General features: G+C 70.5%; 17 protein-coding genes. 16 read left to right on the top strand and 1 reads right to left on the bottom strand.

Features of this window, described 5'->3' with window-relative positions; genetic code table 11:
• The first annotated feature begins 1 nt into the window (after position 1).
• The 16 genes from BGO15_RS14295 to BGO15_RS14220 all read left to right on the top strand — a co-directional run bounded on the left by BGO15_RS14295 (position 2) and on the right by BGO15_RS14220 (position 16,617).
• Complete coding sequence (locus tag BGO15_RS14295) at positions 2-1,792, top strand: peptidoglycan D,D-transpeptidase FtsI family protein (protein ID WP_056209964.1); 1,791 nt, start codon at positions 2-4, stop codon at positions 1,790-1,792.
• A 4-nt stretch (positions 1,793-1,796) separates the two neighbouring features.
• On the top strand, positions 1,797-3,209 hold the full coding sequence (locus tag BGO15_RS14290; protein ID WP_056520064.1) for a UDP-N-acetylmuramoyl-tripeptide--D-alanyl-D-alanine ligase: 1,413 nt from the start codon (positions 1,797-1,799) through the stop codon (positions 3,207-3,209).
• Entirely contained in the window at positions 3,206-4,315 is a 1,110-nt protein-coding gene (mraY, locus tag BGO15_RS14285; protein WP_045247228.1) for a phospho-N-acetylmuramoyl-pentapeptide-transferase, read from the top strand. The genes BGO15_RS14290 and mraY overlap by 4 nt, the downstream gene beginning before the upstream one ends.
• Positions 4,312-5,862: a UDP-N-acetylmuramoyl-L-alanine--D-glutamate ligase gene (gene murD / locus BGO15_RS14280; protein ID WP_056209958.1), complete on the top strand. Its 1,551-nt coding sequence runs from the start codon at positions 4,312-4,314 to the stop codon at positions 5,860-5,862. The genes mraY and murD overlap by 4 nt, the downstream gene beginning before the upstream one ends.
• Positions 5,816-7,096, top strand: coding sequence for a putative lipid II flippase FtsW (gene ftsW / locus BGO15_RS14275; RefSeq protein WP_056209956.1), 1,281 nt, complete (start codon positions 5,816-5,818; stop codon positions 7,094-7,096). Before murD ends, ftsW begins: the two co-directional genes overlap by 47 nt.
• Complete coding sequence (locus BGO15_RS14270; RefSeq protein WP_045247231.1) at positions 7,093-8,166, top strand: UDP-N-acetylglucosamine--N-acetylmuramyl-(pentapeptide) pyrophosphoryl-undecaprenol N-acetylglucosamine transferase; 1,074 nt, start codon at positions 7,093-7,095, stop codon at positions 8,164-8,166. The genes ftsW and BGO15_RS14270 overlap by 4 nt, the downstream gene beginning before the upstream one ends.
• Before the next feature lie 67 nt (positions 8,167-8,233).
• Positions 8,234-9,637, top strand: a complete 1,404-nt coding sequence (gene murC / locus BGO15_RS14265; protein WP_056209954.1) for a UDP-N-acetylmuramate--L-alanine ligase — start codon at positions 8,234-8,236, stop codon at positions 9,635-9,637.
• 182 nt (positions 9,638-9,819) lie between these two features.
• On the top strand, positions 9,820-10,713 hold the full coding sequence (locus BGO15_RS14260) for an FtsQ-type POTRA domain-containing protein (RefSeq protein ID WP_273190312.1): 894 nt from the start codon (positions 9,820-9,822) through the stop codon (positions 10,711-10,713).
• A 235-nt stretch (positions 10,714-10,948) separates the two neighbouring features.
• Positions 10,949-12,100 carry a cell division protein FtsZ gene (ftsZ, locus tag BGO15_RS14255; RefSeq protein ID WP_045247234.1) on the top strand — a complete coding sequence of 384 codons (1,152 nt, stop codon included), beginning with the start codon at positions 10,949-10,951 and terminating at the stop codon, positions 12,098-12,100.
• 71 nt (positions 12,101-12,171) lie between these two features.
• Complete coding sequence (locus BGO15_RS14250; protein WP_056209952.1) at positions 12,172-12,861, top strand: YggS family pyridoxal phosphate-dependent enzyme; 690 nt, start codon at positions 12,172-12,174, stop codon at positions 12,859-12,861.
• Positions 12,862-12,891: 30 nt separating this feature from the next.
• Positions 12,892-13,353, top strand: coding sequence for a cell division protein SepF (locus BGO15_RS14245; protein ID WP_056209950.1), 462 nt, complete (start codon positions 12,892-12,894; stop codon positions 13,351-13,353).
• A gap of 5 nt (positions 13,354-13,358) precedes the next feature.
• The gene (locus BGO15_RS14240) at positions 13,359-13,661 is read left to right on the top strand and encodes a YggT family protein (RefSeq protein ID WP_045247237.1); all 303 of its coding nucleotides are present in this window, start codon (positions 13,359-13,361) and stop codon (positions 13,659-13,661) included.
• Positions 13,662-13,766: 105 nt separating this feature from the next.
• Positions 13,767-14,360, top strand: a complete 594-nt coding sequence (locus BGO15_RS14235; RefSeq protein WP_056209948.1) for a DivIVA domain-containing protein — start codon at positions 13,767-13,769, stop codon at positions 14,358-14,360.
• A gap of 9 nt (positions 14,361-14,369) precedes the next feature.
• Positions 14,370-15,074 (top strand): signal peptidase II, encoded by a 705-nt coding sequence (locus BGO15_RS14230; protein WP_137878137.1) that lies wholly within the window; start codon positions 14,370-14,372, stop codon positions 15,072-15,074.
• Between the two features lies 1 nt (position 15,075).
• Complete coding sequence (locus BGO15_RS14225) at positions 15,076-15,996, top strand: RluA family pseudouridine synthase (protein WP_056209946.1); 921 nt, start codon at positions 15,076-15,078, stop codon at positions 15,994-15,996.
• Between the two features lie 48 nt (positions 15,997-16,044).
• Positions 16,045-16,617, top strand: a complete 573-nt coding sequence (locus BGO15_RS14220) for a GNAT family N-acetyltransferase (RefSeq protein ID WP_056209945.1) — start codon at positions 16,045-16,047, stop codon at positions 16,615-16,617.
• A gap of 9 nt (positions 16,618-16,626) precedes the next feature.
• Here BGO15_RS14220 and BGO15_RS14215 read toward each other — a convergent pair whose 3' ends face one another.
• Positions 16,627-17,103, bottom strand: coding sequence for an NUDIX hydrolase (locus BGO15_RS14215; protein ID WP_056520058.1), 477 nt, complete (start codon positions 17,101-17,103; stop codon positions 16,627-16,629).
• Positions 17,104-17,144: the final 41 nt, after the last annotated feature.

Below are 17,144 nucleotides of genomic sequence, written 5' to 3'. Positions count from 1 at the left end.
CATGACGTCCCGCAACAGCCGCAGCACGCGGCGTCGCACCGTCGTCGGCTTCGCGATCGTGCTCGCCGTGCTCGCCGTCTTCACGGTCCGGCTCGTCGACATCCAGGTCGTCAACGCGGATGCGAACGTGCAGCAGGCCATGACCCTCGGCTACGGCGTCGAGCGCACCGTCAACGGCACCCGCGGCTCGATCGTCGACATGAACGGGAACGTGCTCGCCGGCACCGTGACCCGCTACGACGTGCAGATCGACCCGAGCACGACCAGCTCGACCGTGTCGCAGAAGCAGTCGGACGGAACGACGGCGAGCATCGGCTGGTCGGCCGCCGCCGCCCAGATCGCGTCGATCCTGGGCAAGACCCCGGCCGACGTCGAGAAGGTGGTCAGCGACGCGCTCGCTGTCAACCCGAAATCGCAGTACGCGATCCTCGCGAAAGCCGTCGACACCGATGCGTACACCAAGCTCTCCGCTCTCGGGCTGCCCTACCTCTCCTTCCCGACCCACCCCGTGCGCACCTACCCCGACGGTGCGGTCGCCGGCAACCTCGTGGGATTCGTCGGCTCGGACGAGCAGGCACTCGCCGGTCTCGAGCTCTCGCAGCAGTCGTGCCTGCAGCAGACGAACGGCGTCGTGCGCTATCAGCGCGGCAAAGACGGTGTCATGATCCCGGGTACGGAGGAGACGACACCCGCCGTGGACGGCGGCACCGTCACTCTCACGATCGATCGCGATCTGCAGTGGTACATGCAGCAGCTCATCGCCGAACAGGTGCAGAAACGCGCCGCCGTCAGCGGAACGATCACCGTGGTCGACATCAAGACCGGCGACATCCGTGCGGCCGCGGAGTACCCGACGGTCGACCCGAACAACATCAACGCGACCGCGCCCGAGTACTGGCGCAGCCACATCTTCACCGACACGTTCGAACCCGGCTCGACCTTCAAGGCCCTCACCGCCTCGATGCTCATCGATTCGGGCACCTCGACCGCCACCTCGACGGCATCGGTTCCCGGACGCATCACCTTCCCGAACGGGGCGACGGTGGTGGATGACTCGAACCACCGCACGGAGCTGTACACGCTCGCCGGAGTGCTGATGGACTCCTCGAACGTCGGTGCGTCGATCCTCGGATCCCAGCTCGCTCCCGATGTGCGCTACGGCTACCTGCAGAAGTTCGGCATCGGACAGGGCAGCGCCGTCGGCTTCATCGGCGAGGCGAAGGGCGATCTGCCGCCGGTGAGCGCCTGGGACCGGCAGAAGATCTACGACACGACCTACGGCCAGGGCCTCACCACGACCGTCCCGGAGCTGCTCACCGCCTACATGGCGATCGCCAACGGCGGCGAGAAGATCCCGCTGAAGCTCGTGCAGTCCTGCACGGCGTCCGATGGCACCGTCACCACCCCGGCCGAGCCGGCCGCGACCCGGGTCATGAGCACGGATGCCGCTCAGCAGGTCACCGACATCCTCGAGAACGTCGCGACCCAGGGCCCGCTCGCCAAGGCCGTCTCCATCCCGGGGTACGTCCTCGCGTTCAAGACCGGAACCGGTCAGCAGTACGACGCCGCGACCGGCGGCTACAAGGTCGGCGCGTACTTCACGACCCTGATCGGGTTCGCCCCCGCCGACAACCCCCAGTACCTTGTCGCGATTACCCTGAACGAGCCCCAGACGATAACCTCGTCGGCGGCCAACGCAGAAGGGTTCCAGAAGGCGATGACCCAGGTTCTGAAGACCTACCGGGTGCTCCCCGACGACGCGCAGCCGGTCACGCTGCCCAAGTTCGGCTGAGCGGATGATCGCGCTCACCCTCGGCGAGATCGCCGACGTCCTGCATGGCCGCCTCGTGACGGCCGCCTCCGACGCCGCTGACACGGTGGTGTCCGGGCTCGTCGACACCGACTCCCGCCAGATCGCACCCGGCGACATCTTCGTCGCCAAGCCCGGCGAGACCACCGACGGTCATCTGTTCGTCGACGCCGCGGTCGCCGCGGGCGCGGCGCTCGCCATCGTCGAGCGGGAGGTGGCGGCATCCGTCTCCCAGATCGTCGTCGCCGACGTCGTCGTCGCCCTCGCCGAACTCGCCCGCGAGGTCGTCGGGCGCGTGCGGGCGGCGGGGGATCTGCGGATCGTCGGCATCACCGGATCCAACGGCAAGACCACGACCAAGAACATGCTCGCCCGCATCCTCGAGGCCGAAGGGGAGACCGTCGCGCCGCGCGCGTCGTTCAACAACGAGGTCGGTGCACCGCTGACGATGCTGAGGGTGACGGCGGGCACGCGGTTCCTCGTGAGCGAGTTCGGTGCCAGCGGACCGGGCGAGATCGCCCGACTCGCGGGGCTGGTCACCCCCGACGTGGTCGTCGAGCTCATGGTCGGCATGGCCCACGCGGGCGGTTTCGGTGGCATCGAGGCGACCTTCATCGCGAAATCCGAGCTCGTCCACGCGATGCGCGGCGGCGGCGTCGCCGTGCTGAACCGCGACGACGAGCGGGTGCGCCGCATGGCGCCGATCGCCCTCGAGAAGGACGGCGAGGTGCGCTGGTTCGGCCACTCCGCAGAGGCTGACGTGCAGGCGACGGATGTCTCGGTCTCCGCGTCCGGCACCGCCTTCACCGTGCACGCCGGAGGAGAGGCGCTGCCGGTCCGGCTGCGGGTGCTCGGCGCCCACCACGTCAACAACGCCATCGCCGCGATCGCGGCGGCCGGCGCGCTCGGTGTCGAGCTCGCGGCATCCATCGCCCGCCTCGAGACCCTCGAGCTCGCAGAGCGCTGGCGCATGCAGCCGCTCGGCTCGGACCGTGTGCGCATCATCAACGACGCCTACAACGCGAGCCCCGACTCGATGGTCGCGGCTCTGCGCACCCTCGCCCAGATCACCGGCGAGGGCGAGCGCACAGTCGCGGTTCTCGGCGCGATGAGCGAGCTCGGCGAGTACGCCGGCGAGGAGCACGACCGCATCGGCGAACTCGCGGTGCGACTGCGCATCCAGCGGATCGTGATCGTGGGTGCCGCCGCCCGACGGATGTTCCTCGCCGCCGTGGCGGAGGGGTCGTGGAGCGACGAGGCCGTGTTCTTCGCGACCGCCGACGAGGCCTACGACTACCTGCTCACCGAGCTCCGCGACGGCGACCGCGTGCTCGTGAAGTCGTCGAACTCGGCGGGTCTGCGATTCTTGGGCGACCGTCTGGGAGAATCGTTCTCGTGAGATCCCTGCTGACTGCCGCCGCGATCTCCCTCGCGTTCACGCTGTTCCTCACGCCGGTCTTCCTGCGCCTCTTCCGCCGATGGGGCTGGGGTCAGGTCATCCGCACCCCGGAGAACATCCACAACCCGAGCCACGGCGCCAAGCGCGGCACGCCGACCATGGGCGGCACGATCTTCATCGTCGGCACGCTCGTCGGCTACTTCATCGGCACGTTCGTCGGCCGGAATCCGCCGACGATCTCCGGGCTCCTGGTGATCTGGATGATGGTCGGCTTCGGTGTGGTCGGGTTCATCGACGACTTCATGAAGGTGCGGCGGCAGAACAGCCTGGGTCTCAGCGGCTGGCGCAAAGTGGCCGGCCAGGGCGTCGTCGTCGTGGTCTTCGGCATCGCCGCACTCAACTTCCCGAACGGCGACGGACAGACCCCCGCAAGCCCGTTCGTCTCGCTCTTCCGCGATGTTCCGTGGCTGTCGTTCATGGCGCTCGGCGCGGTGATCGGATGGATCCTGTACCTCGCCTGGATCGCCCTGCTCGGCGTGGCGAGCTCCAACTCCGTGAACGTGTCGGACGGGCTCGACGGCCTCGCGGCGGGCTCGGCCATCTTCGTCACGAGCGCCCTCGCCCTCGTCGCGTTCTGGCAGTTCAAGCAGCCCTGCGACGCCGTGACGGCGCACGCCGGACTCAGCGAGGCCTGCTATCAGACCCGGGACCCGTTCGACCTCGCGATCATCGCCGCCTCGTTCATCGGCGCACTGGTCGGGTTCCTGTGGTGGAACGCGCCGAAGGCGAAGGTGTTCATGGGCGACGTCGGGTCGATGTCGATCGGCGGAGTCATCGCCGCCCTCGCGATCCTCACCCGCACCGAGATCCTGCTCGTCGTCATCGCCGGCGTCTACGTCATCGCCTCCGGGTCCGTCATCCTCCAGCGGGTCTACTTCAAACTGACCCGAGGCAAGCGGCTGTTCCTCATGAGCCCCCTGCACCATCACCTCGAGATGCGTGGCTGGGCGGAGATCACGATCGTCGTGCGCATGTGGATCATCGCGGGCCTGCTGGCACTCTCCGGCGTCGGCCTGTTCTACGTGGAGTGGCTGGTGCGCCTGTGACGGCCGCCTCGCGGCTCGACACCCTCACCAGCTGGCACGCCGACTGGTCCGGCGTGCGCGTCGCGGTGCTCGGCCTCTCGGTCACCGGATTCTCCGTCGCCGACACGGTCGCCGAGCTCGGTGCCGAGGTGCTCGTGCTGACGGAGAACGCCGATGAGGAGTACGCGACACTCCTGCCCGTCATCGGCGCCGCCCTCCACCTCGGTCCGCTCGACGCCCTGCCTGCGGCGCTCACCGACTTCGCGCCCGATGTGGTCATCGCATCCCCGGGGTTCTCGCCGCGGCATCCGGTCATCGAGGCCGTGCGCGACGCGGGCATCGCCCTGTGGGGAGACGTCGAGCTCGCCTGGCGGGTGCGCGACAAGGTGCTGCGCGCCGACGGCACGCCGGCCGAGTGGGTGCTCGTCACCGGCACCAACGGCAAGACCACCACGACCCGGCTCGCCGCGACGATGCTCGTCGAGGGCGGGCTGCGTGCGGCGCCCTGCGGCAACATCGGCGTGCCCGTGCTCGACGCCGTGCGCGACCCGCTCGGGTTCGACGTGCTCGTCGTCGAACTCTCCAGTCACCAGCTCTGGTATCTCGGGCTGCAGAGCGGCCCCGAGCCGCTGTCGCCCCACGCCGCGGTCTGCCTGAACCTCGCCGACGACCACCTCGAATGGCACGGCTCCTTCGAGGCCTACCGCGACGCCAAGGCCGTCGTGTACCGCCACACGAAGGCCGCGTGCGTGTACAACAAGGCAGACGCCGCGACCCTCCGCATGGTCGAGGAGGCCGAGGTCGTCGAGGGTGCCCGAGCCATCGGCTTCGACCTGGGCGTGCCCGGCCCGAGCGACCTCGGCGTCGTCGACGGCATCCTCGTCGACCGGGCGTTCCTCGAGGAGCGCCGCACCAGTGCCCTCGAGCTGACGACCGTCGCCGACCTCGCCGCCCGCGACCTCGCCGCCCCGCACGTCGTCGCGAACATCCTGGCCGCCAGCGCCCTCGCCCGCTCGCTCGATGTCGCCCCCGCCGCGATCCGCACCGCCCTCGAGAACTTCACGCTCGACCCGCACCGCATCCAGGTCGTCGGCCGTGCCGGCGGTGTCGTGTGGGTCGACGACTCGAAGGCGACCAACCCTCATGCCGCGGCCTCGTCGCTCGCCGCATACCCGGGCGCGATCTGGGTCGTCGGCGGACTGCTGAAGGGCGTCGACATCGGGGAGCTCGTCGCCACGCGAGGCGGTCGCGCGAAAGCCGTCGTCGTGATCGGCGTCGACCGGACGGCGATCGTCGCGGCGTTCCAGCGACACGCGCCCGAGGTGCCCCTCATCGAGGTCGACCACGCTCAGACTGAGAGCGTCATGGCGCGCGCGGTGCAGGCTGCCGGCGAGGTCGCCCGTGACGGGGACGTCGTGCTGCTCGCCCCCGCCGCGGCATCCTTCGACCAGTTCGCGTCGTACGCCGACCGCGGCAACAAGTTCGCCGCAGCGGTGAAGGACTGGATCGAGAGGAACGCCGGTGGAGGATCGCACCCAGACACCCCCGGCGACACCTCCGGACACTGACCCCGGGCGGCGCGGGATCGCCGCCCGCATCCATCTGGGGCGCGTGTTCACGCCGCTTCCGGGCGAATACCTCTTGATCGTCTCGACCGTGCTGGTGCTCACCGGGTTCGGGCTGGTCATGATCCTCTCCGCCACCTCCGCGACAGCGACGGAGTCGGGGGGGAACCCCTATTCGGCCGTGCTGAAGCAGGCCCTGTTCGCGGCGATCGGCATCCCCTTGATGTTCATCGCCTCGCGGATGCCGGTCGGGTTCTGGAAGCGCATGGCCTGGCCGTTCCTGATCTTCGCCCTCCTCGTGCAGCTCCTCGTCTACGTCCCCGGCCTCGGCGTCCACGCCGGAGGCAACCAGGCCTGGATCCAGGTGGGTCCGTTCCAGGCGCAGCCCAGCGAGTTCGTGAAGATGGGCATGGCGCTGTGGATCGCGGCCGTGCTCGCCCGCAAGGGCCCGCTGCTGTCGAACTGGCGCCACGTGTACGTGCCGGTCGTTCCGGGAGCACTGCTCGCCATGGGCACCGTGCTCGCCGGCGACGACCTCGGCACCACGATGGTGCTTGTGGCGCTGCTCATCGGCGCCCTCTTCTTCTCGGGCGTGAAGCTGCGCATCTTCGTGCTCCCGCTCGTCGTCTTCGTGGCCGGATGCTTCGTCTTCGCCGTGACCAATTCGAACCGTCTCGCGCGCATCCTGAGCTTCCTGAATCCGGATACCGCGTCGTGCTACTACAACGAGTGCTACCAGCCGCTGCACGGCATCTGGGGTCTCGCAGGAGGTGGCATCTTCGGTCTCGGCCTCGGCAACTCCAAGGAGAAGTACGACTGGCTGCCGGCCGCGCCCAACGACTACATCTTCGCAATCGTCGGGGAGGAGCTCGGCCTCGTCGGATGCCTCCTTCTGCTCTCGCTGTTCGTGGTGCTCGCGGTCGGCATCTTCCGCATTATCCGTCGCACCGACGACCTGTTCGTGCGGGTCGCGTCGGGCGCGATCGTGACGTGGATCACCGCGCAGGCGTTCATGAACATCGCCGTCGTGCTGCGCATCTTCCCGGTACTGGGCGTGCCGCTGCCGTTCGTCTCGCAGGGAGGCACGTCCCTCGTGTCCGTGCTGTTCGCGTCGGGCGTGCTGTTGTCGTTCACGCGATCGCTGCCGCAGCCGGTCGCGCTCACCTCCCCGGTCGTCACGACCGCCGCGGCCCCGGCCCCGCGCGGTCGCCGACCCGTGGAGGATGTCGCGCGGTGACCACCTACCTGCTCGCCGGCGGGGGAACCGCCGGTCATGTGAACCCGCTGCTCGCCGTCGCCGACGCGCTGCGCGCGCGCGAACCCGAGGCATCCGTCCTGGTTCTCGGCACCCGTGAGGGCCTCGAGGCGCGCCTCGTGCCGCTGCGCGGCTACGAGCTGCTCTTCATCGACAAAGTGCCGTTCCCGCGCCGCCCCGACCGCGCGGCCCTCGCCTTCCCGCGTCGCTTCGCGCGGGCGGTGCGGGCGGTGCGTCGCGACATCCGGGAGCGCGGCGTCGATGTCGTCGTCGGGTTCGGTGGGTACGCGGCGGCTCCCGCCTATGTCGCCGCGCGCCGCGAGCACGTGCCGTTCGTCGTGCATGAGGCCAACGCGAAGCCCGGGCTCGCAAACGTGCTGGGCGCGCGCCGCGCGGCCGCCGTCGGGGTCGCGTTCGAGGGCACGCCGCTGCGGCGAGCCGAGGTCGTCGGGATGCCGCTGCGTCGCGAGATCGTCGATCTCGACCGGTCGGCGCGCCGGGCCGAGGGTGCGGCGGCGTTCGGGCTCGATCCGGCGCGCCCGACGCTGCTCGTGTTCGGCGGCTCGCTCGGCGCGCAGCGGCTCAACGAGGCGTTCGGCGGCGCCTGGCGGGACGTGCTCGATGCCGGCTGGCAGCTGGTGCACGTGACGGGGGAGCGCTCCGATCTCGCCGACCCGGGTGCGACGGGCTACGCGCTGCGGCGCTACGTCGACCGAATGGACCTCGCGTTCGCCGCGGCCGACGCGATCGTGTCGCGGTCGGGCGCGGCGACGGTGAGCGAGATCAGCGCGCTCGGCATCCCCGCGGTCTACGTGCCCTACGCGGTCGGCAACGGCGAGCAGGCGCTCAACGCCGCCTCCGCTGTGCGCGCCGGTGCCGCGAGGCTGATCGCCGACGGGGAGTTCACCCCTGACCGGGTGCGGTCCGAGGTCGTACCGCTGCTCGCCGATGCCGCGGCGCTCCAGGCGATGACGGATGCCGCTTCCCTCGTCGGCACCCGGCACGGCGCCGAGAACGTGGTCGCCCTCATCGACCGGGCACTGGGTCGCTGAGAGTCTCGCGGCGGCGCCCGCGCGCCCGCGGCTCGTGCAGGATCGGCGAGCCTAGGATTGACGGGTCATGATCAGACCCGACCTCACCCTGCCGATTCCCGAGCACATCACCGCCGCGCACTTCATCGGCATCGGCGGCTCGGGGATGTCCGGCCTCGCCCGCATGTTCCTGGCCCGCGGCATCCGGGTGTCGGGTTCCGACCGCTCCGACAGCGCCGCCCTGCGCGCGCTGGCTGAGGCGGGCGCGACCGTGTACGTCGGTCACGACGCCGCGCACCTCGGCGACGCCGACACCGTCGTGCACACCGGGGCGATCTGGCCCGAGAACCCCGAGTTCGTGGCGGCGAAGCAGCGCGGTCTCGCGGTCATCCACCGTTCGCAGGCGCTGCACTGGCTGATCGGCTCGCGCCCGCTCGTGTCGGTGGCCGGTGCCCACGGCAAGACGACCTCGACCGGCATGATCGTGACCGCGCTCGGCGCGCTCGGCGCCGACCCGAACTTCGTGAGCGGTGGCGTGATCGCCGACCGCGGCGTCTCCAGCGGGTCCGGTGCCGACGACCTGTTCGTCATCGAAGCCGACGAGTCCGACGGCACCTTCCTGCTGTACGACACCGCGATCGCGCTGATCACGAATGTCGACCCCGATCATCTCGACCACTGGGGCACCCGCGATGCCTTCTTCGATGGCTTCGTGCGCTTCGCCGACGCGGCCACGCGGGCGGTCGTCATCTCGTCGGACGACCCGGGCGCGCTGCGCGTGCGGGCGGCCACGACGCATCCTCACGTGATCTCGTTCGGCCTCGCCGACGACGCTGACGTGCGCGTCGCCGAGGTGCGCACGGACGGTCCGGTGGCCTTCACGCTGCACCACGCGGGGGAGTCGGCCTCGGTGCGTCTGGCCGTTCCCGGCGTGCACAACGCCATCAACGCCGCCGGTGCGGTCGCTGTACTGCTGACGCTCGGCTACCCGCTCGCCGCCGCGGCCGACGCCGTCACCGGGTTCGCCGGCACCGTGCGGCGCCTCGAACTCCACGGCGAACGCCGGGGTGTGCGAGTCTTCGACGACTACGCGCATCACCCGACCGAGGTCGCCGCGGCCCTGGCCGCGACCCGCACCTTCGCCGACGGCGGACGCATCATCGCCGTGCACCAGCCCCACACCTACTCGCGCACGCAGGAGATGCACCGCGAGTTCGCCGAGGTGCTCGAGAGTCTGGCCGACCACACCGTTGTGCTCGACGTGTACGGGGCTCGCGAGGATCCGGTGCCGGGAGTGACGGGCCGACTCGTCAGCGACGACTTCACGGATGCCGCGCATGTCGCGTTCGTCCCGGACTGGCAGGCCGCCGCCGACTACACGGCCGGCGTCGCCCGCGACGGCGACGTCGTGATCACCCTCGGCTGCGGGGACGTGTACCGGATCATCCCGCAGGTGCTGGCCGCTCTCGAGACCGAGCCCGCGGGGGTCTGACGGTGCGACGGCCCACCCCGCTGCCCACGCCGGAGGAGCCGCCGCGCCGCGCCGCGGCCGATCGCGGCGGATCCGCGCGTGGCGCGGCATCCGATGCGGCACCGGCGTCGGCGCCGGAAGCGCAGCGGCGGGAGATCCCGGCCCGTGCGTCCGCGTCTCGACGACGCCCGTCGGAGCCGGCGGTGGAGGAGACCGCGCCGATGCCGGAGTGGATCGACGACGCACCGCTGTTCGCGCCCGAACCGCTGCGGCCCGTCGACCGGGAAGCGGTCCCCGTCGACGCTCCCGCGGAGCCGCCGGCGGCGGCGGAGTCGACGGTTCGTCTCGGCGACGTGTGGCGGTCCGCGCGTGCGCGGCGGCGCGCGATCCGCTCGGAGGTGCGTCGGTTCACCGTTCGCCAGCGTCGCAGGCGCATCGTGTGGCTGTCGGTCGTCGCCGCCGTCGTGCTGCTCATCGCGGCGAGCATCGGCTCGGCGTACAGTCCGCTGTTCGCCGTGCAGCGGGTCGATGTGGTCGGCACCTCCCAGCTCGACGCGCAGACCGTCGCACACGCCCTCTCCGGACAGATCGGCACCCCGTTGGCGGCCGTCGACGAGTCGGCCGTGAAAGCGGCTCTGGTGCAGTTCCCCCTCATCGAGACGTACACGGTGGAGGCGCAGCCTCCGCACGACCTGGTGGTGCGCATCGTCGAGCGCACCCCGGTCGGGTTCATCCAGTACCCGTCGGGGTACGCGCTGGTGGATGCGGCCGGCGTGCAGCTGTCGATGTCGTCGACGCCGCCGTCGGGCTATCCCGCGCTGACGGTGAGCGACACCTCGTCGGCGGCGTTCCGTGCGCTCGGTGCGGTGATCCGGGCGTTGCCCGCGCAGCTGCGCTCGATCGTCACGGCGGGCAGCGCGCAGACCGCCGACGACGTGACGCTCACGATCGGCGGCACCGGGACCCGGATCGTATGGGGGAGCGCCGACGAGAGCGCCGAGAAGGCGAAGGTGCTCGAGACGATGATGGTGTCGAGGCCGCCGCAGGGGGTGCACGTGTATGACGTGTCGTCTCCGAGCGCGATCGTCGTGCAGTGACCCGCTGACTCGACGGCGACACGGCCGGAACGGTCGGGACGGGTGAGCGAGCGTCGCCGCATCGATTTCCGAGAAGGATGTCGCGACACGCGCGCGCGCTGCGACCGCGCCGCGTTCCGGCCGCTTACCTTCGAGTGAGAAATTGCATACCGGGCAATTCTTTAACGTTCATGTTGAACGTGAAGGTTGACGGCCCGGGTGCCGGAACAGGGTTCGGGACGAGACGGAGGCCGGCATGAGCCAGAACCAGAACTACCTCGCAGTCATCAAGGTGGTCGGCGTGGGCGGCGGCGGCGTGAACGCCGTCAACCGCATGATCGAGCTCGGCCTGCGCGGCGTCGAGTTCATCGCCGTGAACACCGACGCACAGGCTCTGCTCATGAGCGACGCCGACGTCAAGCTCGACGTCGGCCGCGAACTGACCCGCGGTCTCGGCGCCGGCGCCGACCCCGAGGTGGGCCGCCGGGCCGCCGAGGATCACGCCGACGAGATCGAGCAGGCCCTCGCCGGCGCCGACATGGTGTTCGTGACGGCCGGCGAAGGCGGCGGCACGGGCACCGGCGGTGCCCCCGTCGTCGCGAAGATCGCGAAATCGATCGGCGCGCTGACCATCGGCGTCGTGACCAAGCCCTTCTCGTTCGAGGGCCGTCGTCGCCAGAGCCAGGCCGAGGCGGGCGTCGGACGCCTCAAGGAAGAGGTCGACACCCTCATCGTGGTGCCCAACGACCGACTCCTCGAGATCAGCGACCGCGGCATCTCGATGATCGAGGCCTTCGCCACCGCCGACCAGGTGCTGCTCGCCGGTGTGCAGGGCATCACCGACCTCATCACCACCCCGGGCCTGATCAACCTCGACTTCGCCGACGTCAAGTCGGTCATGCAGGGCGCGGGATCCGCGCTCATGGGCATCGGCTCCGCACGCGGCGCCGACCGGGCGATCAAGGCGGCGGAGCTCGCCGTCGAGTCGCCCCTGCTCGAGGCATCGATCGAAGGCGCGCACGGAGTGCTGCTCTCGATCCAGGGCGGTTCGAACCTCGGCATCTTCGAGATCCACGATGCGGCGCAGCTCGTCAAGGAGGCCGCGCACCCCGAAGCCAACATCATCTTCGGAACCGTCATCGACGACACCCTCGGAGACGAAGTTCGCGTCACCGTCATCGCCGCCGGATTCGACGGCGGCGAGCCGTCGCCGCGCCTGGAGCCCGTGCTCGGCTCCGCGCGCGCCGCCGCTGCGCCCGCGCCGACGGCGGCCGTCGCAGCGGTCGACGACCCGCGCGACGACGACACCTCGTTCGCCGTGCCCGTGCACGCCGGTGTCTCCGACCCGGCGCCGTACGACTCGGCCTTCGGCGAGGACGACCTCGACATCCCGGACTTCCTCAAGTAGGTCCGTTCGCCGTTCTCCGGTGGGCGTGAGCCCGAGCCGCCCGCCGGAGAATCTCCACCCGGGAGCACACCGTGCCCGACACCCTCGCCCAGCGCCTCACCGTCGTCGACGAGCGCATCGCCGCCGCGGCGGTAGCCTCCGGCCGAGCGCCGCAGGAGATCACCCGCATCGTCGTCACGAAGTTCCACCCCGCCGACCTCGTGCGCGACCTGTTGGCGCTCGGCGTCACCGAGTTCGGCGAGAACCGTCAGCAGGAGCTCACCCTCAAAGCGGACGAGATCGGGGCCGCACGGGGCATCCGCTGGCATTTCATCGGCCAGGCGCAGACCAACAAGGCGCGCGCCGTGCGCGCGGCCGCGCAGGTCGTGCACTCCGTCGACCGGGACAGGCTCGCCGACGCGCTCGACGCGGCGGCGGAGGAGGGCGATCCCGCCCTCGACGTGCTGCTGCAGGTCAACCTCACGGACGACCCGGGGCGCGGCGGCGTCGCCCCCGCCGACCTCGAGCGTCTCGCCGAGCACGTGGGCGGATGCCCCACCCTCCGCCTGCGCGGACTCATGGCGGTCGCGCCTCTGGATGAGGCGCCGGCCGACGCGTTCGCGCGTGTCGCCCGGCTCTCCGAGCGCCTGCGGGCGATCGACCCCGACGCCCGGTGGATCTCCGCCGGAATGACGGGGGATTTCGAGGAGGCGATCGCCGCCGGCGCGACACACCTGCGGATCGGCTCGGCAATCACGGGTCCGCGGCCCGAGCGCGGTTAGCCTCGATCCAGACAGCAAACGGAGGATGCGATGTCGAACCCGCTGAAGAAGACCATGGTGTACCTGGGCCTCGCCGACGAGGAAGAGGTCTACGAGGAGGAGCCCACTCCTCGCGCGTCCCGCAAGGAGGAGCGTCATGTCGAGAAGGCGGCAGCACCCGTGACCCCGATCCACCGTCCGGCCATCGTACGACAGCCCGCTGCGGCATCCTTGAACGAGATCCTGACCGTGCACCCGAAGCAGTACCGCGACGCGCAGAACATCGCCGAGAGCTTCCGTGACGGTGTGCCGGTCATCATCAACCTGTCCCAGATGAGCGACGCCGACGCGCGCCGTCTGATCGACTTCGCCAGCGGGCTCGCGATGGGTCTGTTCGGACGCATCGAGCGCGTGACGAGCAAGGTGTTCCTGCTGTCCCCCGAGAACATCGCCGTCTCCGGCGACGGCGCGATCGCCCAGGCCGACCCCGAGTCGGTCCCGTTCGCGCCCTAATCGCCGTGGAGGTTGTCCGCCTCGTCGCATCCGTGGCGAACATCCTGCTGCTGGTGTTCGTCTTCGTCCTGTTCGCCCGGTTGATCCTCGATTACATCCCGATGTTCAACCGAGGTTGGCGGCCGCGGGGGGCGGGGCTCGTCGTCGCGGAGATCGTCTACACGGTCACCGATCCGCCCATCCGGATGTTCCGGCGCGTCATCCCTCCGTTGCGCATCGGACCCGTCGCGATCGACTTCGCGTTCACGATCACCCTGCTGCTCTGCTTCGTGCTGATGTCGGTGACGAGCTATCTCGCGTCGTCCTGAGTCCTTCCGCTCCCCCCGAAGCCCGGGGCTATGCTTTTCTGAAGCGGCCCGAGAAGCGGGCACATCCCTCCTACCGACCGCCGCCACCTGAAAGAGGAAGATCTCATGGCATTGACTCCGGATGACGTCGTCACCAAGCAGTTCCAGCACGTGCGTTTCAAGGAGGGCTTCGACCCTGACGAGGTGGATGACTTCCTCGACGAGATCGTCGTCGAGTGGCGTAAGGCGCTCACCGAGAACGACGAGCTGAAGGCCAAGATCGCCGAGCTCGAGGCCGGCGCTGCCGCCGCCCCCGCCGCTCCGGCCCCCGCGCCCGCCGTCGAGGAGGCGCCCGTTCCCGCTCCGGCCCCCGCGGCCGTCCCCGTCGAGGGCGCGGCGGCGACCGCCGGCATCCTGGAGCTCGCGCAGCGCCTGCACGACGAGCACGTCGCCGAGGGCAAGGCTCAGCGAGAGCAGCTCGTGGCCGAGGCGAAGGCCCAGGCCGCCGTCATCATCGGCGACGCCGAGGCGCGCGGTCGTGACGAGATCGCCCGCCTCGAGAAGGAGCGCGGCTCGCTCGAGTCCCGCATCAACGAGCTGCGCCAGTTCGAGCGCGACTACCGCTCGCAGCTGCGGAGCTACTTCGAGGGCAAGCTTCGCGACCTCGACTCGACCAGCAGCGGCTCCGACCAGACGCCCGTCTCGGCCATCGGTCAGTAAGGGCGTTCCTTGACGGTTCGACCCCCGCTTCGTGCGGCGGCGGCCGGTACCACCATCGCGATTCTCGCGATTCTGGTGCTGGCCGCCGACCAGTTTGCGAAGCACTTCGCGATTCTCACGCTCCCCCCGGAGCGCAACGTGCCGATCATCGGCGATCTGCTCGGGTTCTATCTGATCCGCAACTCGGGTGCGGCCTTCTCGCTCGGCGAGGGCGTGACCTGGGTGTTCACGATCGCCCTCATGCTGGTCGCCCTCGGCATCATCTGGCTCGCGCTGACCCGCGTGCGTTCGCGCGCATGGGCGGTCGTGCTGGGGCTCCTCCTCGGCGGTGTGCTCGGCAATCTGACCGATCGGGTGCTCCGCGCCCCCGGTTTCCCGGTGGGGCACGTCGTCGACTTCATCTCGACGCCGTGGCTCATGCCGGCGATCTACAACGTGGCGGACATCTTCATCACGACCATGATGATCGGCGTCGCCCTGCTCGTCCTCACGGGTCGTCGGTTCGACGGAACACGTGAGCCCCGTGCGGGTGCGGCATACGAGGACGATGACGCCCCGAACGGGATCGATGACTCGCCGGCCGGGGATGATGCGTCGGGCGCGGAGCCGACGGGCGCAGACGCATCCGACGAGGTCGAGACGGACGGGGAGGACGACGCCTCACGGCCTGCACCGCCCGCCGACGAGCCCGGCCCGACGCCGACGCGCGCCTGACGTGGACAGCCGCAGCCTCCCGGTTCCGGACGGCCTCGACGGCGCGCGGGCGGACGCCGCGCTCGCGAAGCTGCTCGGCTTCTCCCGCACGTTCGCGGCGGAGGTCATCGATGGCGGCACCGTGCTGGTCGACGGTGCGGTGATCGACAAGTCCGACCGGCTGCGCGCCGGCGCATGGCTGGATGTCGCGTGGGAGCCGAAGCGCGACCCCGAAGTGATCCCCGTGGCCGTGCCCGATCTCGGCATCGTTCACGACGACGATGACATCGTCGTGGTCGACAAGCCCGCGGGCGTGGCCGCCCATCCCTCGCTCGGCTGGGAAGGCCCGACCGTGCTGGGCGCCCTGGCCGCCGCGGGCTTCCGCATCGCGACGACCGGCGCACCCGAGCGCCAGGGCATCGTGCACCGTCTCGACGTCGGAACGAGCGGTCTCATGGTCGTCGCCAAGAGCGAACGCGCGTACACCGAGCTGAAGCACGCCTTCAAGGAGCGCGAGGTCGAGAAGATCTACCACGCCGTCGTGCAGGGGCATCCTGATCCGCTTGCGGGTACCATCGACGCGCCCATCGGGCGGCACGCTTCGCACTCCTGGAAGTTCGCCGTCACGCCCGCCGGCAAGGACTCCGTGACGCATTACGAGACGATCGAGGCGTTTCCCGCGGCATCCCTGCTGGAGATCCACCTCGAGACGGGCCGGACCCACCAGATCCGCGTGCACATGGCCGCTCACCGGCATCCGTGCGTGGGTGACCCGTTGTACGGCGGCGACCCGACCCTCTCGGCGAGGCTGGGGCTCACGCGGCAGTGGCTGCACGCGCATCGGCTCGCGTTCACGCACCCGGTCTCGCGGGAATGGGTCTCGTTCGAGAGCCCCTACGCGCCCGACCTCGCGCACGCCCTGGCCGTCCTGCGCGGCGACTGACGAGCGCGCGCTGACGTCGATGTCGGATGCCGCGGCCACACTGGGCGCATGGTGATCGAGGTACGCGCGGCGACGGATGCCGCAGCGGTGCTCACGCTCGTCGGCGCGAAGAGTCCGACGGCCCGGGTGTGCACCTGCCTCAGCTACCGGCTGCCGTCGCGCGAGAGACGCGAGCTCGATGCTGCCGGCGCGGCCGCTGTCATCCGCTCGTGGTGCGCGGCCGAGCCGGCGCCGGGGGTCGTCGCGTGGGACGGCGACGAGCCGGTCGGCTGGGCCGCAGTGCACCCGCGGCGTGAGACCACGTTCGCGCGTTCGCGCGTCATCCCGCACCTCGACGATCTGGATGTGTGGTCGGTCTGGTGCTTCCGGGTGCGACCCGGCCACAAGCGGCGCGGGATCATGCACCACCTGCTCGACGGAGCGGTGCGTTTCGCCGCAGACAGCGGGGCTCCGGCGATCGAGGGGTACCCACTCGACAACGGCGGCGCGCGCATCGAGCAGACCATGGCCTATGTCGGCACGCTGGCCCTCTTCGAGCAGCACGGCTTCACCCGCGCGGCAGAGACCGCGTCGGTGCTCGACGGGCATCCCCGGGTGATCGCACGGCGCGTGCTCGCGTGAGCGCGACGGTCAGCGACCGCCCTCGAAGCGCGCCTCGGCCTCAGGGGCGAGGGCGGCGGTGATCCGTCGCCGCATCTCGGGACCGATCTCGGCGGGCAGCGGATCGGCCGGGTACCACGCGATATCCGTCATCTCGCCGTCGGCGGGGAACGGGTCGCCCGAGATCCAGCGGCACCGGAACGTGAGGTCGAGGTAGTCGCTCTGGTCGCCGTTCTCGTAGGTCACACGCGGGATCTGGTGCACGGACGCGAGTCGCTCGGCGACGATCACGACGCCGGCCTCCTCCGCGGCCTCGCGCACCGCTGCATCGGCGGGTTCCTCGCCCGGGTCGACGATGCCCGTGACGGGAGTCAGTGCGCCGTTGTCGCTGCGCCTGCCGAGCAGGAGCATCCCCTCGTGCTCGACGACGGCGGTCACGCCGACGAGCGGCAGGGGGCGGGTGCCGACGAAGCGGCGCAGCTCGAGCACGAAGTCGGGGGTGGGCACAGGCCCACGATAGGGGAGCGGCACGAGGGTCGCCGACGCCG

The organism is Microbacterium sp. 71-23 (genome assembly GCF_001897265.1).
GTDB lineage: Bacteria > Actinomycetota > Actinomycetes > Actinomycetales > Microbacteriaceae > Microbacterium > Microbacterium ginsengisoli.
This window is presented reverse-complemented; position numbering and strand designations above follow the sequence as displayed.

Excerpts from the sequence above, each read along its gene's own strand:
- BGO15_RS14295 (WP_056209964.1), top strand. The coding sequence starts at position 2 with ATGACGTCCCGCAACAGCCGCAGCACGCGGCGTCGCACCGTCGTCGGC.
- BGO15_RS14290 (WP_056520064.1), top strand. The coding sequence starts at position 1,797 with ATGATCGCGCTCACCCTCGGCGAGATCGCCGACGTCCTGCATGGCCGC.
- murC (WP_056209954.1), top strand. The coding sequence starts at position 8,234 with ATGATCAGACCCGACCTCACCCTGCCGATTCCCGAGCACATCACCGCC.
- BGO15_RS14220 (WP_056209945.1), top strand. The coding sequence starts at position 16,045 with ATGGTGATCGAGGTACGCGCGGCGACGGATGCCGCAGCGGTGCTCACG.
- ftsZ (WP_045247234.1), top strand. The coding sequence starts at position 10,949 with ATGAGCCAGAACCAGAACTACCTCGCAGTCATCAAGGTGGTCGGCGTG.
- BGO15_RS14245 (WP_056209950.1), top strand. The coding sequence starts at position 12,892 with ATGTCGAACCCGCTGAAGAAGACCATGGTGTACCTGGGCCTCGCCGAC.
- BGO15_RS14235 (WP_056209948.1), top strand. The coding sequence starts at position 13,767 with ATGGCATTGACTCCGGATGACGTCGTCACCAAGCAGTTCCAGCACGTG.